At 72.2% G+C, this 13,960-nt stretch carries 13 protein-coding genes; 9 read left to right on the top strand and 4 right to left on the bottom strand.

What is annotated here, in order from left to right; translation table 11 throughout:
* Positions 1 to 75: 75 nt before the first annotated feature.
* Genes ACZ7HQ_RS35770 through asnB form a run of 4 tightly spaced genes read right to left on the bottom strand, consistent with a single transcriptional unit; the run spans position 76 to position 4,153 of the window.
* Positions 76 to 360 carry a PqqD family protein gene (locus ACZ7HQ_RS35770; RefSeq protein WP_470999142.1) on the bottom strand — a complete coding sequence of 95 codons (285 nt, stop codon included), beginning with the start codon at positions 358 to 360 and terminating at the stop codon, positions 76 to 78.
* A gap of 3 nt (positions 361 to 363) precedes the next feature.
* Positions 364 to 1,143 carry an Mce/MlaD family protein gene (locus ACZ7HQ_RS35765; RefSeq protein ID WP_470999140.1) on the bottom strand — a complete coding sequence of 260 codons (780 nt, stop codon included), beginning with the start codon at positions 1,141 to 1,143 and terminating at the stop codon, positions 364 to 366.
* Positions 1,140 to 1,946: a CPBP family glutamic-type intramembrane protease gene (locus ACZ7HQ_RS35760; RefSeq protein ID WP_470999138.1), complete on the bottom strand. Its 807-nt coding sequence runs from the start codon at positions 1,944 to 1,946 to the stop codon at positions 1,140 to 1,142. Before ACZ7HQ_RS35760 ends, ACZ7HQ_RS35765 begins: the two co-directional genes overlap by 4 nt.
* A 2-nt stretch (positions 1,947 to 1,948) precedes the next feature.
* Positions 1,949 to 4,153: an asparagine synthase (glutamine-hydrolyzing) gene (asnB, locus tag ACZ7HQ_RS35755; protein ID WP_470999136.1), complete on the bottom strand. Its 2,205-nt coding sequence runs from the start codon at positions 4,151 to 4,153 to the stop codon at positions 1,949 to 1,951.
* 392 nt (positions 4,154 to 4,545) lie between these two features.
* Here asnB and ACZ7HQ_RS35750 point away from each other — a divergent pair, with 392 nt between their 5' ends.
* From ACZ7HQ_RS35750 to ACZ7HQ_RS35710, 9 genes are all read left to right on the top strand, one after another.
* A complete protein-coding gene (locus tag ACZ7HQ_RS35750) occupies positions 4,546 to 5,685 on the top strand; it encodes a hypothetical protein (protein WP_470999134.1) in 1,140 nt (379 codons plus the stop codon).
* A gap of 18 nt (positions 5,686 to 5,703) precedes the next feature.
* On the top strand, positions 5,704 to 6,387 hold the full coding sequence (locus tag ACZ7HQ_RS35745) for a hypothetical protein (RefSeq protein ID WP_470999132.1): 684 nt from the start codon (positions 5,704 to 5,706) through the stop codon (positions 6,385 to 6,387).
* Positions 6,387 to 7,118 (top strand): hypothetical protein, encoded by a 732-nt coding sequence (locus ACZ7HQ_RS35740; protein WP_470999130.1) that lies wholly within the window; start codon positions 6,387 to 6,389, stop codon positions 7,116 to 7,118. The genes ACZ7HQ_RS35745 and ACZ7HQ_RS35740 overlap by 1 nt, the downstream gene beginning before the upstream one ends.
* A 2-nt stretch (positions 7,119 to 7,120) precedes the next feature.
* Positions 7,121 to 7,918, top strand: a complete 798-nt coding sequence (locus ACZ7HQ_RS35735) for an alpha/beta hydrolase fold domain-containing protein (RefSeq protein ID WP_470999128.1) — start codon at positions 7,121 to 7,123, stop codon at positions 7,916 to 7,918.
* The gene (locus ACZ7HQ_RS35730) at positions 7,915 to 8,895 is read left to right on the top strand and encodes a nucleoside-diphosphate kinase (protein WP_470999126.1); all 981 of its coding nucleotides are present in this window, start codon (positions 7,915 to 7,917) and stop codon (positions 8,893 to 8,895) included. Before ACZ7HQ_RS35735 ends, ACZ7HQ_RS35730 begins: the two co-directional genes overlap by 4 nt.
* A complete protein-coding gene (locus ACZ7HQ_RS35725) occupies positions 8,892 to 9,560 on the top strand; it encodes an HAD family hydrolase (protein ID WP_470999124.1) in 669 nt (222 codons plus the stop codon). Before ACZ7HQ_RS35730 ends, ACZ7HQ_RS35725 begins: the two co-directional genes overlap by 4 nt.
* A complete protein-coding gene (locus ACZ7HQ_RS35720; protein ID WP_470999122.1) occupies positions 9,553 to 9,753 on the top strand; it encodes a (2Fe-2S)-binding protein in 201 nt (66 codons plus the stop codon). The genes ACZ7HQ_RS35725 and ACZ7HQ_RS35720 overlap by 8 nt, the downstream gene beginning before the upstream one ends.
* A 74-nt stretch (positions 9,754 to 9,827) precedes the next feature.
* On the top strand, positions 9,828 to 11,075 hold the full coding sequence (locus tag ACZ7HQ_RS35715) for an MFS transporter (RefSeq protein ID WP_470999120.1): 1,248 nt from the start codon (positions 9,828 to 9,830) through the stop codon (positions 11,073 to 11,075).
* A gap of 67 nt (positions 11,076 to 11,142) precedes the next feature.
* Entirely contained in the window at positions 11,143 to 13,944 is a 2,802-nt protein-coding gene (locus tag ACZ7HQ_RS35710) for a SpoIIE family protein phosphatase (protein ID WP_470999118.1), read from the top strand.
* Positions 13,945 to 13,960 lie beyond the last annotated feature (16 nt).

The following is a 13,960-nucleotide window of genomic DNA, read 5'->3' as shown; positions in this document are numbered from 1 at the left end:
GGTTCCCAATCTTTCGTGACAGTGGTGGTTGCCGGGCGAGCGCGCCCCCTGTGGCTGCTGGGCCGGGCCGGTGGCTCAGGAGCTTCCCAGCGTGAGGATTCCGGACTCGGCCAGGTCGGCGACGAGCTCCAGGGTGTCCGCGGTCCCTTCCTCGGCGTCGATGCCGTACTCCTCGGCGAGCAGCGCCCCGAGCTGTGCCACGGAGCGCTGTCCGTCGATGAGGGCGAGGAGGAAGGCCGCGGTCTCGGACAGCTCCAGGGCGTTCGGCCCGTTCGCCACCATCGTCCTGCCCCGGAACCTCCTGAACCGCGCCTCCGGCCGGAGCAGGGGCACGCTGTCGGCCACCGGACTGGTCGTCATCTCTCAGACCTCCACTTGCAGGGAAAGGTTCTTGCACAGGGCGACCACGTCCCGCACCCATGTCTCCGGGGCGGCCGCGTCGAAGTCGGCCATGGTCTCGACCGCCCAGTACCGCTCGAAGGACAGCGCCTTCGGCCGGGCGGCGAGCATGCGCCGGGCCCGCCACTTGACCAGGCGGTTGCACTCCCCGTGGGAGGCGAGCAGACCGTCGACGGCGTGTCCGAACGCCTGCCGTGCCGACAGGACCGCGCTCACGGTGTCCTGCTCGGCGAGCTGGCCGAGCGCGTCGTCCACGAAGTCGTCGGCGTTGGCGAGGCAGTACGACACCACCGACGCGCCGAAGGCCGAGGCGCGGATCTCCTCCTGCCGGTCCGCGATCCAGTCCTCCCCGTCCAGCGGCCGGCAGAACAGCAGCCGTTCCAGCAGCTGCTCCTCGTCGCGGCTGAGCAACTGTCCGATCGGCGCGGCGGTTTCGAAGCTGTCCCAGGAGACCTTGCCGAGGATCTCGGTCAGCTGGCCGGTGGTCCAGTACTTCAGTTCCCAGCGCCGGTCGTCGGTGTACCAGCTCTCGGTGGGCACGTCGGGGTGGCTGAGCGGCACCCGGATCGCGGAGGACACCGGGCCGGGCCACGGTGCGTCTCCGATGACGTAGATGTCCACGTCGCTCGCCGCGTTGGCCCAGCCCCGGGCCAGCGAGCCGACCACGAAGGCGGAGCGGTACGCGGCGGGCAGCAGCCCGCGGCCGGCCAGTTCGGGCAGGCAGCGGGAGAAGTCGATGGTCACGGGGTGTCTGCCCTTCCGGAGCGGGCGCACTGGATCTGGAGTACGGCGGAGGGAACGTTGTTGAGCAGGTGGGCCAGCAGCGCCGGGTAGACGGAGTGCGAGAGCACGGTCAGGGCGAGCAGCAGCGCGGCCGCGCTCACCTCCACCGCCATGGCGCGTGTGGAGTCACGGCCGTTGGCGCCCGGGGAGATGTGGTGGCGGGCGACGAAGGCCGCCGCGGCCAGCAGCCCCAGGGGCAGGGCGGCGGTCTGGGCCGATGCGGCCGCCAGGACCGGGCCCCGGTACAGGGCCTCCTCGCCGAACGGGCCGAGGAGGATCGCGGTGGCCCGCGCATGTCCGTGGCCCGGGCGGGTGGGACCGGCGAGGAAGGCGAGCTCGCCGGTGGCCAGGGCGCGCAGGTTCATGCCGCCGAGCCACAGCAGCGCGCCGCCGAGCACGGCGCCGACGGCGTACCACTGCGGCGCTCCCGGCTGCCGCAGCCAGGGGGCGCCGGACCAGGCGGCGACGGCGATCGCGCCGAGGGGCGCGAGGAGGCCGCAGACGGTCTCCGCCCAGAATCCGGCGACCGAGCGCTCGGTCCTGGGCAGCCGCCACGGCAGGACGAGCAGCAGCGTCTCCACCAGGACGAGGACGCCCGCGGCCCGGAAGGAGCCGGCGTCCGCGCACAGGGCCACCGCGAACGCGGCCGCGCACGCGGCCGCGGCCAGCCGCCCCCGGGTGAGCGGCCAGCGCGGCCAGTCGAAGACCCGGCCGAGCGGTCCCGCGCCGAGGGGTGCCCGCTCGCGGCCCACTGCACCTGCCACGGCTAGACGTCGGCCGGCGCCGGCTCGGCGAGGGTGAGCACGCCGAGCTCCACGGACTGCAGCAGCGGTTCCTCGACGTCGGCGAGCGCACAGCCTGCGGCGGCCAGCAGCTCGCCGAGACCGCGCCGCCCGTCGACGGCGTCGAGCAGCCGCTGCCACTCGGGGGTCTCCGCACCGTCGACGACGTACTCGATCTCGCCGTTGACGGTCACGTACCGCACCAGCGGTTCCCGCTGGTCGCAGAGGACCAGGACGGTGTCGTCGAGTGCCGGGACGAGGGCGTCGTGCAGCGAGGGGTGCAGCAGGACGCGCGCCTCGATGGCGGCGCTCTCGCTCTGCCAGTCGGCGACGGGCAGCTCCGCCGGGACGGGTCCCCAGGTGGCCTCCACCGGCGGCCGGGGCGGCTGCTGGGCCATCTGCTCCAGCAGTCCGAGGTTGACCACCCGCAGCAGGAACTCCACATGCCCGGAGGTGGGGTCGTCCTGCAGCATCCGCAGCGTGGCGCGCGCGTTGTCGGCGTCGAGGTACTCCTTGGCGCGCGGGCCGGACAGGGCCTCGTCGAGGAGCGCGTCCCCGTCCGCGGCGAGCATGGCCGCGAAGGCGCGGTAGGTGTGGCGGACGCCGTCGCCGTAGAAGAAGGGCACCTTCGGGCGGTGGACGAACTCGTCGGGAAGGACACCGGTGAGGCCGTCCCGCAGGATGCGCTTGTCCCAGATCAACCGCTCGCGCAACGCGGGCGGGACCCGTACGGACATCTCCACCAGGCGGTGGTCGAGGAACGGCACCCGGGCCTCGATGCCGCTGCCGGCCGCGGTGCGGTCCTCGTGCCAGCAGTTGTACTGCTGGACGTCACGGTATTTCCAGCGCAGGAACCGCTCGTACGGATCCTCGGGCGGCGCCCCGCGGCGCAGCACCTCGGCCCGCACCAAGGGCAGTTCGGACTGGTCCCACCAGGCCGCGGCACCGCGGTTGCGGTGGAGGTGGTCGCGCAGCGCCATCCCGCCGATGTTGGTTTGGAACTGCTCCCAGCCGCCGCCGGCCGCCATGGAGACCGAGTAGCCGCCGTTGAACTCGTCGCTGCCGCCGCCCAGGAGCATGCCCTTGATCTCGGGGAACCGGGCCTTCACAAAGCGGTAGAGCTCCCGCTTGTAGTAGATCTCCGGGCCGCACTGCGGGCTCTCCAGCAGCCACAGCAGACTCTTCCACTCCTCGGCGGTGGGCACCTGGGAGGTGTCGAAGAGCACCTGGTGGTTGGCGAGCCCGAACAGGTCCGCGACCCGGCGCCCGTACTCGGCGTCCCGGTTGGCCAGGGTGCTGCCGTTCAGCGCGGTGAACGTGCGGGGCCGTACGGTGCTGAGCGCGGCGATCGCGGCCGAGTCGACACCACCGCTGAGGAACAGGCCCAGCTCGGCGTCGGAGGTCTCGCATTCGGCCACCGACGCGGCAAGCAGCCCCGCGTACTCCTCGATGAATTCCTCGGCGGACAGGTCGTCGCGGAAATCGCCGGGATCCGGGAACGACCAGTAGACGTGTTCGCTGGTGCTGCCGTCGTTCAGATCGATGGTGCGAATCGTCCCGGGCGGCACCGTCTCGATTCCCCGGAACCAGGTCCTGGGAGTTTTGTCGGTGAATTCCAGAGCACCGTTGACCGCCTGGTCGGACAATGCGCCGTCCCAGTCGAGTTCGCGCGGGCAGGCCGGGTCCTCGAAGAGCGCCTTCATCTCCGAGCCGAACACCATGCGTTCGCTGTTGCGGTGGATGAAGAGCGGTTTGACGCCGAACCGGTCGCGGGCCAGGACGAGGCGATTGAGCTTTCTGTCCCACAGGACGATCGCGAACATGCCGCGGACGTCGTCGAGGAAGCCGAGTCCCTTGTGCTGGTAGAGGTGGACCAGCACCTCGCAGTCGGAGCCGGTGCGCGGCCGGGAGCCGGCGGGCAGGGCCGCGGCCAGCTCGCGGTGGTTGTAGACCTCGCCGTTGGCGATGAGGACGACACTGCCGTCCGGGCTGTGCAGCGGTTGGCTCCCCGCGGTCGGATCCACCAGCGACAAGCGGGTGAACGCCAGTCCTACGGGTCCGGAGCGCAGCAGTTCCTGCTCGTCGGGGCCGCGGTGGGTCACGGCGTGAGCCATGCGCCGCAGGAGGCCGTCCGCGTCCGGGGAGAGCACCCCGCCATCAGTGCGGGCCAGGCCGGCCAAGCCGCACATGTTCACCTCACTCGAAGCCGAATTCCGGGACCAGAAACAGAGGGGAAGTCAGAAAAGGAGAGCCGGGACGCCGGGCTCGGAAAGAGCGGGGCGTCCCGGCGCTCACGTCACGCGACGGTCGTCAGGACCGTGCCGTACGCGACCTTCTTGGCGGCGGGCTTGGTGTAGTTCTTCATGGGGAATCACCTCTCTTTCACAGGGGAATTCACGGGGATTCCGCCCCGTGACCGGGGGGTTGTTCCCTCGCTGCAACAACCGTAGGAGATCCCGAACGGGTTGCACACCTTCAGCAACATGCAGTGCAGGATCCTGAGCTCGGTCCGGGCTGGCTGTGGCACGAGCAGCTGAATCACACTCGAGAGAGTGCGACTTATAGGATTGGGAGTGTTCTCGTGAAATCCCCTGACGAAAGCCGGCTGCGGCCGCCATTGGAAGACCTTCCCGAGCTGCCGCCGGTGGAGGTCCATTGCCACGGGTTCGGCGATGTCGACTTCTCGGACTTCACGACGGTCGACCTCGACCGGCTCGACGCATGGTGCGCACGCGAGGGCGTCCTGTGCCTGCCCACGATGTACCTCCACCGGGCGCATCTCGGGGAGTTCGAGGCGTTCGTCCGCGAGTACCACCGCATGCGGAACGACGGCCGGCTGCCCCACATCGCGGGCATCGCCCTGGAAGGCCCGCTGCTGGCCAGCCACGGCGGCACGCCCGCCGCCACCGTCTGGGCCCCCACCCGGCACGAGTGGGAGCGCATCGCGGCGCTCGGTTCGTACGGCCTCACCTACACGGTGCTGTCACCGGACGCGTTCTCACCCGCCTCGGAGCTCCACGACGAGCCCGGCGCCCGGGAGACCGGCTTCGCCTGGATCATCCCCCTCCTCATGGCCCACGGCATCCGCCCCGCGCTCGGGCACTTCACCCGGGCCGACCCGGCGGCCAGCGCCGAACTCGTCGACGACATCGTCGAGATGGCATGGCAGTCCGACTGGGCGGACAACGGTGTCCGGGTCGTCACGGACCACCTCTTCAACGACATGCCGCTCAACATCCGCCACGCCTTCCGCAGTTCACGGGCGCGCGCGGAGCGGGACGCGGTCATCGCCTCGTACGACCTGCCCTCGTGGTCGCTCGACAGGATGGCGGAGATCGCCGGACCGGTTCCCGCGGCGATCATGCGGCAGGCGGCGGCCGGGCGGATCGGCGCCTGCATCAACTTCGACGGTGAACACGTGGACCTGGCCATCGCGGCCCGGGCCGTGCAGCTGATGGGCGCCGAGAACTCGATGATGATGACGGACCGCTGCGACTCGGCCCGGCTCGGCGGCCAGGACCTCCACCACGTCGCCGACAACGGCCTGTGGTACCAGGACGAGGGCATCGTCGCGGCCGGCTCCATGCCGCTGGCCCGCCAGCAGGCCAACGCCCTGTCCCAGGGACTCACGCCCGCACAGGTGCAGGCCCTCGTCGCCGGTACCGCGCACCGGGTGTTCGGCCTGTCCGCCCGTACGGACCTGCGCCTCCCCACCGCCTAACCCCCCAAGGAGCCCAACATGCTGGAAGACCTCGACCGGCTGGTCGTCGACTGGTCCGACCTGCCCAAGGCCCGTGCGCAGACCAGGGAGATCCTCACCGCCCTCGCCGAGGACAAGGCCACGCTGACCCAGCTCCTGGAGCGCGCGCGGGAGGAGGAGGACCTGTTCGACAAGTGCGAGCACCACCGGCTGCTCGACAAGCTGGTCATCTACGACGCCCTGGACCGCGGCTTCCGCATCCGCGTGCACGTCTCGACCGAGGACCACCGGGACCGGCCGCACGACCACCGGTTCACCTTCACCTCGCTGATCGTGCGCGGGCAGTACAAGCACGTACGGCACGAACTGGTCGGGCGGGTCGACGAGGAGAACGTCCCGCGGAACGTGCAGGACGACTTCGACGCCGTCCCCACCGACCTTCGCGTCGTGCCCCGGTTCGTCACCAACGAGCAGGCGGGCAACTGCTACACGCTGCACCACAGCGAGATCCACACCACGTACACCACTCCCGACACCGTCTCCCTCTTCCTGCGCGGTCCCGCCGAGAAGGAGCGCTCGATCATCACCGAGCGGGAGACCGGCCGGGTGTGGTGGCGCTTCGGCGAGGAGAAGGAGAAGGCCGAGCGCCGGGGCAGCAAGCGCATCAGCAAGGACTACTTCGACGAACTCACCGGCCGCCTGCGTGCCATGGAGGTGCTGTGATGGCCACCCGCCCCGGCGACGACCTGCTGGACCCGACCCCGACGGTCCTGCTGACCCCGCCCTCCGACACCGAGGTGAGCAGGGCCGAGGCGCTGATGGCCTCGCTCCCGACCGTCCGCTGGGACGAACTCGAACGCGCGGCGGAGATCACCGACGCCATCGCCCGCCGCCTCGGCGACGACCGCGCGCTGCTGCGCACCCTGGTGGCCCGTGCCGTCCGGACTCCCGAGCTGCGGGAGAAGTTCGAGTGCCACGCCCTCGACGACAAGATCGTCATCTGGGACGACCAGGAGAAGGGCCTGCGCATCAGGCTCCGGCTCGCCAACACCGACCAGTACGAGCGGGTGCACAACCACCGCTACAGCTTCACCGCGTACATCCTCCACGGCGCGTACCAGCACACCCTGTACGCCACGGACCAGCCGCTCGACGAGAGCGCCGACGTCAGCCGGTTCTGGCCGTACTTCGTGCGCGAGGAGCCGGCGGGCCGCGTCATCACCCTCGACCACGAGCAGCTGCACACCACCATCACCGAGCCGGAGACCATCTCGCTGATGATCCAGAGCCCGGCCCGCAAGCGCCGCGCGTTCATGATCCGGCGGGACAGCGGTGACGTCTGGTACCGCTACGGGACCGCCGACGAGTCCGCGGAACGCCGCGCCGAGGTGCGCATGTCCGACGAGCGGCTCCACCACTGGCTGTCCCGCCTCGAAGCGTTCGGCCTGCTGTGAGCATGTCGTACGGCCGTCTCGGCTACGGCCCCTCGCCCTGGCAGCGGATCGATCTCTACGGCCCCGCGGAGCCGGAGCCGGGCACGGCGACGGAGGCGGAGGCCGAGGCGGAGGCGGAGGCGGAACAGACGGACTCCGCTGTCCCGGTGGTGCTGGTGCACGGCGGCTTCTGGCGGCACGACCGTACCGCGCAGGACCTGGAACCGCTGGCCTGTGCCCTGGTCGGGCGCGGTCACCGGGTGGCCGTGGTGGAGTACCGGCCGAGCTGGGACGGCGGCGCCTGGCCGGCCGCCGCCGACGACTGCCGGGCCGCGCTGCGGACGCTGGAGGAGCAGGACGCGGCCTGGGCCGGCGCCACACTCGTCGGGCACTCCGCCGGCGGCCATCTCCTGCTCGCCTCGATCGCCGGCACGGCTCGCGGGGCCCGCGTGGTCCTGCTCGCCCCGGTGACCGACCTCGCCGAGGCGGCGCGCCTCGGGGTGGGCGGCGCGGCCGTGGCGGACTTCCTCGCCGCCCACCTGGCGGCCGGGGGCAGTCACGAGCAGGCGACCCCCGAGCCGGACCCGGCCGACCTGCACTCCCTCACCGTCGTCGTCGCCGAGCAGGACCAGGCCGTCCCCCACGAGTTGACGGACCACCAGCTCGCCGTGTGGGGCAAGCGCGGGCTCCCGGCGACCTCGGTCACGGTGCCGGACGCCCGCCACATGCACCTGGTGAACCCCGAGCGCCCGGCCTGCGGCACCGTCGTCCTGCCGCTGCTGGCCGGCCACCCCTCGAACCCGGAGGAAGGAGAAGGATGACGACGACCACCGCCGAGGCGGACCCGGTCACCCGCCCGGCGCCGAACGCGACCATGTCCGCCGTCAGCCACCGGGCGTTCGACTCGCTGACCGCGGACCCGCGCAAGCGGGCGGCGTACCGGCTCGACCCCTACGCCCGGGAGGGCCTCGACCTGTTCCACTCGCCCAGCGACCGGGCCTGGCTGTACACGACCACCTTCGTGGTCATCAAGCCGGACGCGGTCGCCGGCCGGCGCGGCGGGCTGGTGCTGGACATCCTGGAGGAGGAGGGGTGGAAGCCGTTCGCGGCCCGGCCGTTCACCTTCGACCCGGTGCTGACCAGGGAGATCTGGCGCTACCAGTTCAACGCCGCGTCCCGGCAGCGGATCGCGGTGGTGGACCATCTGCTGGGATCGAGCCCCTCACTGCTGGTCCTGCTGCGCGACACGCGCCGCACGGACGGACTGCCCGCCAGCGTCCGGCTGACCGCGGCCAAGGGCGCCGCCGACCCGCAGGCCGCTCACGCGCGCGATCTGCGGACCCGGTTCGGCAGGGTCAACGGCCTGTTCAACTTCGTCCACACAGCCGACGAACCAGCCGACCTGGTACGGGAGTTGCGGCTGTTCTGCTACCGCACCGGGACCGCCTGGCTGCGCACCGCCCTGACCACGGCGCCGCCGTCCACCGGCGAGGAGTGCCCGGCCCGAAGCCTGCTGGCCGGCCTCGAAGCCGATGTCCCGGCCCACGACCTGGACTCGGCACAGAGCCTGGTGCGGCTGGCCGCGCGCTCCGACGGGTGGGGGAGCCTCGCCCGCGACCACGGCACCCGGGACGCCGTACGGCAGTGGCTGGCGGCCCTCGACGAGGCCGATCTCCCCTCGGGCACGGCCCGTTGGGACGTGCTGTCGGTCCTGACAGACTGGATCGACTGCAACGAGCCGGGTGTCGCGCCCCTGCTGGCGACCGTGTCGGCGACCGACTGGAGGAAAGAAACGTGACGTCCCTTCCCCTCGCCCCCCAGGCCGTCGTCTTCGACTGCGACGGGCTGCTGGTCGACACCGAGGTCTGCTGGACCAGAGCCGAGACCAAGATCTTCGCCGCACACGGTCACGGCTTCGGCCCCGAGCAGAAGGCTCTGGTGATCGGCCGCACGCTGGCGGGCGCGGGCGAGGCGATGGCCGGCTACTTCGGCAGGCCCGGTGCCGGCGCCGAACTCGCCGCGGAACTCCTTGACCTGGTACGGCAGGAACTCGCCAACGGCGCCGACCCCCTGCCCGGAGCCGCCGAACTGGTCAAGGCCTGTGCCCGGGCGGTCCCCGTCGCGGTCGCCAGCAACAGCCCCCGCGAACTCCTCGACACCGCCCTGGCCTCGGCGGGCCTCGCGGACCTCTTCCCGGTCTCCTTCGCGGCCGACGAGGTGGCGCACGCCAAGCCCGCCCCCGATCTCTACCTGAAGGCGTGCGACGCGCTCGGCGCGGACCCGGCCCGCTCGGTCGCCTTCGAGGACTCCGCCACCGGCATCGCGGCGGCGCGCAGCGCGGGGCTGTACGTGGTGGTCGTACCCTCCCTGCCCGGAACGGCTCTGGACCACGACCATCTCGCGTCCGCGCTCGCCGACCACGACCTGGTGGACTGGGCGGAAGGACTCGCTCAGGGTGTCTGAGGCCGACGACCCGCTGATCTGCCTGTGCCGCCAGGTCCGGGAGAGCGCGATCCTGGCGGCCGCCGGCCTGGGGTGCCGCACCCTCGCCGAGGTGCGCGACCGGACCGGGGCCAACACCGGCTGCGGGGACTGCGCCGCCGACATCGAGGACCTCCTGGCCGACGCCCACGCACCGGACCGGGTGGGGCGGTAGGGGCGCCTGGACACGGACGGGTCGTACGACCACGTGTCACGACAAGCAGGACGACACCGGGGAGACTACGAGCAGTGACAGACACCACCGTCGACGATCAGCTGCCCACGGGCCGCCGCGCCGTCGGCGTCTTCTGGCGGTACTGGGCGGGCTCCACCGTCAGCAGCGTGGGCGACGCGGTGACCGCGGTCGCCCTTCCGCTGGTGGCGGTGGAGACCCTGCGCGCGAGCAGCTTCGAGGTCAGCCTCATCACCGCCGCCAGCTACGCCTCCTGGATCCTGATCGGCCTTCCGGCCGGAGTCCTGGTGCAGCGGCTGCCGCTCCGCGGCACCCAGGTGGCCATGGACCTCGTCCGGGCGCTGGTGCTGCTGTCCGTGCCGGTGGCGGCGGCGCTGGGGCATCTGCACCTGGTCCACCTCGTCGTGGTGGCGCTCGTCATCGGGCTCGCCGGTGTCGTCTTCGACGTTGGGAACTCGACCCTCCTGCCGTCGATCGTCAGCAAGGAGGAACTGACCGCCCGCAACAGTCTGACCTCCGCGTCCTCGGCCGCCACCCAGCTGGGAGGCCCCTCCCTGGGCGGCGTCCTGGTGCAACTGGTGGGTGCCGCGGCCAGCCTGCTGGTGGACGTGGTGAGCTACCTCGTGTCCGCGCTCCTGCTGCAGAGCCTGCCGCGGCCCGCCCGCGAGACACGCCCGCCGGCGGACACCTCCATGGGCCGGCAGATCCGCGACGGCTGGCGCTTCGTGACCCGCCACCCGGTCATCGGCCCGTGTGTGGCCGCCGCGACCCTGGTCAACTTCGCCTGCGGCGCGCTGATGGCGCTGGCCCCGGTCTTCCTGGTCCGGACGCTGGGCCTCCCCGTCGGCGTGGTCGGCCTGCTGATGGCCGCCGAGGGGGCGGGCAGCCTGCTGGGGGCTGCCGTGACCCCTCTCCTGGCCGGGCGACTCGGTGGCGCACGCGCCGTGCTCGCCGCGACGTCCGTCGGGGCGGTCCTCGCCGCGCTCGTCCCGCTGGCCTCCGGCGGCTGGGGCACGCTGCCGTACGTGGCGGGCGCCGTCGGGTTCGCGATGGGTGTGGTGGTGCTGAGCATCCTCACCCGCACCCACCGGCAGACGGTCACCCCGCCGGAGCTGCTGCCCCGGGTGATGGCCACCGTCCGCTTCGTCTCCTGGGGCGCCGTCCCGGTGGGCGCGCTGACCGCAGGCCTGCTCGCGGGCACCGCCGGGCCCCGCGGGGCGCTGTGGCTGGTGCCGGCGGCAGGCGCGGCCGCGGCCGTGACACTCGCCGTGAGCCCGCTGCGCCGACTGCACGACCTGGCCTGAGCGAGCCCGGGGCACCGGCCCCCGCGTCGCGGCGTCACGTTTGACGTGGCGGTGTTATCAAGGGTGTATGGAGGTATTTTCCGGGCGCCCTCGGGGTCCGGAACAACACCCGTTCGCCGGACGCTCGCGGCAGTCCCGGGCTTCCCTGCTGAACGTGCGCACTGCGGCCGGACAGGTGTTCCTTCTCCAGGTCCTCATCGTGGTCCTGCTGATCGTGGGCGCGGTGGCGGCCATGGTGGTCCAGACGGCACGTGACGCGCTGCAGCAGGGGCGTCGTGAGTCGGTCGTGGCGGCCGAGTCGTTCGCGAGTGCCCCCGGCACGGCCGAGGCGCTGCGGAGCCGGGATCCCACAGCGGTGCTCCAGCCCCGGGCCGAGGAGGCACGGAAGCGCACGGGCGTGGATTTCGTCGTCGTCACGGACACGAAGGGTGTGCGTTACACGTACCCCTATCCGCGGGAGATCGGGAAGAAGTTCGTCGGCACCATCGGACCGGCGCTGCAGGGCCGTACCGTCGTCGAGCAGGCCGGCGGGCCGCCGCTGCCCGCGGGCAGGGGCACGGACGTGCAGGCGGTGGTCCCGGTGACCGACACGCACGGCAAGGTGGTCGGCCTGGTCTCGGCCGGGATCACGGTCAAGAACGTGGCGGCCCTGTGGATGCCGCAGCTGCCGATCATCCTGGGCACCGGTGCGGCCGCACTGGTGCTGGCCATGACGGGGACGACGCTGGTGGTCTGCCGGCTGCGCCGGCATACGCACGGCCTGGCCCCGGCGGAGCTCGCGCAGCTGTACGAGCACCATGACGCGGTCCTGCACGCGGTACGCGAAGGAGTGCTGATCATCCGCGCCGACGGCCGGCTGCTGCTGGCCAACGACGAGGCGACGCGGCTGCTCGGACTGCCGGCGGACGTGCAGGGGCGCCCGGTGCGGGAGCTGGGTGTGCCGGAGCCGATCATGCGCGTGCTGTCGTCGCCGGAGCCGGTCTCCGATGAGGTGCATCTGGTGGGCGACCGGTTGCTGGCGGTCAACAAGCGGCCGACGTACCCGCAGGGCGGCCGGGGAGGCAGCGTGGTGACCCTGCGGGACACCACGGAGCTGGCGGCGGTCTCGGGCCGGGCCGACGTCGCGCGGGAACGGCTGAGGCTGCTGTACGACGCCGGGGTGAGGATCGGCACGACCCTGGACGTGGGGCGTACGGCCCAGGAGCTGGCCGACGTCGCGGCGCCGCAGTTCGCCGACCTCGTGACGGTGGACCTGCTCGACGCGGTGCTGCGCGGATGGGAGCCGACGGCGGAGGGCTGGCGGCACCTGCGCCGGGCGGCGATCGGCGGGGACCAGCGGATGCTGCCGGTGTATCCGCTGGGCGAAGTGATCAAGTTCTCGGCCCGGGCCCCGCAGATGCGGACGCTGCGGGAGGGACGGGGCCTGCTGGAGGCGGATCTGCAGCAGGCGCACGGCTGGCAGGAGCAGGATCCCGAGCGCGCCCGCAAGGCCATGGAGTGCGGGCTGCGTTCGCTGGTGACCGTGCCGCTGCGGGCGCGCAACGTACCGCTCGGCGTGGCGAACTTCTACCGGAAGGCCCGGTCCCCGGCGTTCGAGCCGGAGGATCTCTCCTTCGCCGAGGAACTGGCCGCGCGGGCGGCGGTGGCCATCGACAACGCACGCAGGTTCACCCGGGAGCACGCGATGGCGGTGACGCTGCAGCGCAGCCTGCTGCCGCGGGGCCAGCCGGAGCAGGACGCGCTGGAGGTGGCCTGGCGGTATCTGCCCGCTGAGGACGGAGTGGGCGGGGACTGGTTCGACGTCATCCCGCTTCCGGGCGCCCGGGTCGCCCTGGTGATGGGTGACGTCGTCGGCCGCGGGCTGCACGCGGCGGCGACGATGGGCCGGCTGCGCACCGCGGTGCACAACTTCTCCACCCTGGACCTGCCCGTGGACGAGGTGCTGGGGAACCTGGACGACCTGGTCGTCCGCATGGACAACGAGGAGAACGCGGGCGCCGCCGCGAAGGGCCACGAAGGGGAGGGGGTGACCGGGGCGACCTGCCTGTACGCGGTCTACGACCCGGTGTCGGGGGTCTGCACGATGGCCCGTGCGGGGCACCCGGAACCGGTGGTGGTGCGCCCGGACGGCACGATCGTCTGTCCCGGCGTGCCGGCCTCGGCACCGCTCGGCCTGGGCGGCTACCCCTTCGAGACCGCCGAGGTGTCCCTGCCGGAGGGTTCCCAGCTGGTGCTGTACACCGACGGCCTGGTGGAGGACCGCGGCCACGACATCGACGCCGGGATGGACAGGCTGCACCGGGCGCTGGACGGCTGTGGGCGCCGCACTCCGGAGGAGACGTGCCAGGCGGTGATCGACGCGCTGAAGCCGTCCCACTCCGCCGACGACATCGCACTGCTGGCGGCGCGCACCCGGATGTTCCCGCGCTCGCGCGTGGCCGAGTGGGAGGTGCCGTCGGACCCGGCGGTGGTCCCCTCGGTGCGGGCGCGGTGCAGGGAGACGTTGCGGGAATGGGGGCTGGAGGAGACCGGGTACGCCACGGAACTGATCCTCAGCGAGCTGGTCACGAACGCGATCCGGTACGGCTCGCCGCCCGTCGGCGTACGGCTGCTGAACGGACGCTGTCTGATCTGCGAGGTGTCGGACGGCAGCGGCACCTCCCCGCGTCTGCGCCGGGCGACGACCATGGACGAAGGCGGCCGTGGGCTGTTCCTGGTGGCGCAGTTCGCCCAGCGGTGGGGCACGCGGTACACCCCCCGCGGCAAGGTGATCTGGGCGGAACAGATGCTTCACGACGGCGCACCCGCCGCCTCGGGCCTCGTACCGGTCGACTTCCTGCTCGAACAGTTCGATGATCCCGGCCTGTGAGCCGACGCCGGCGACC

This window comes from Streptomyces sp. NPDC037290 (assembly GCF_055603245.1).
This window is presented reverse-complemented; position numbering and strand designations above follow the sequence as displayed.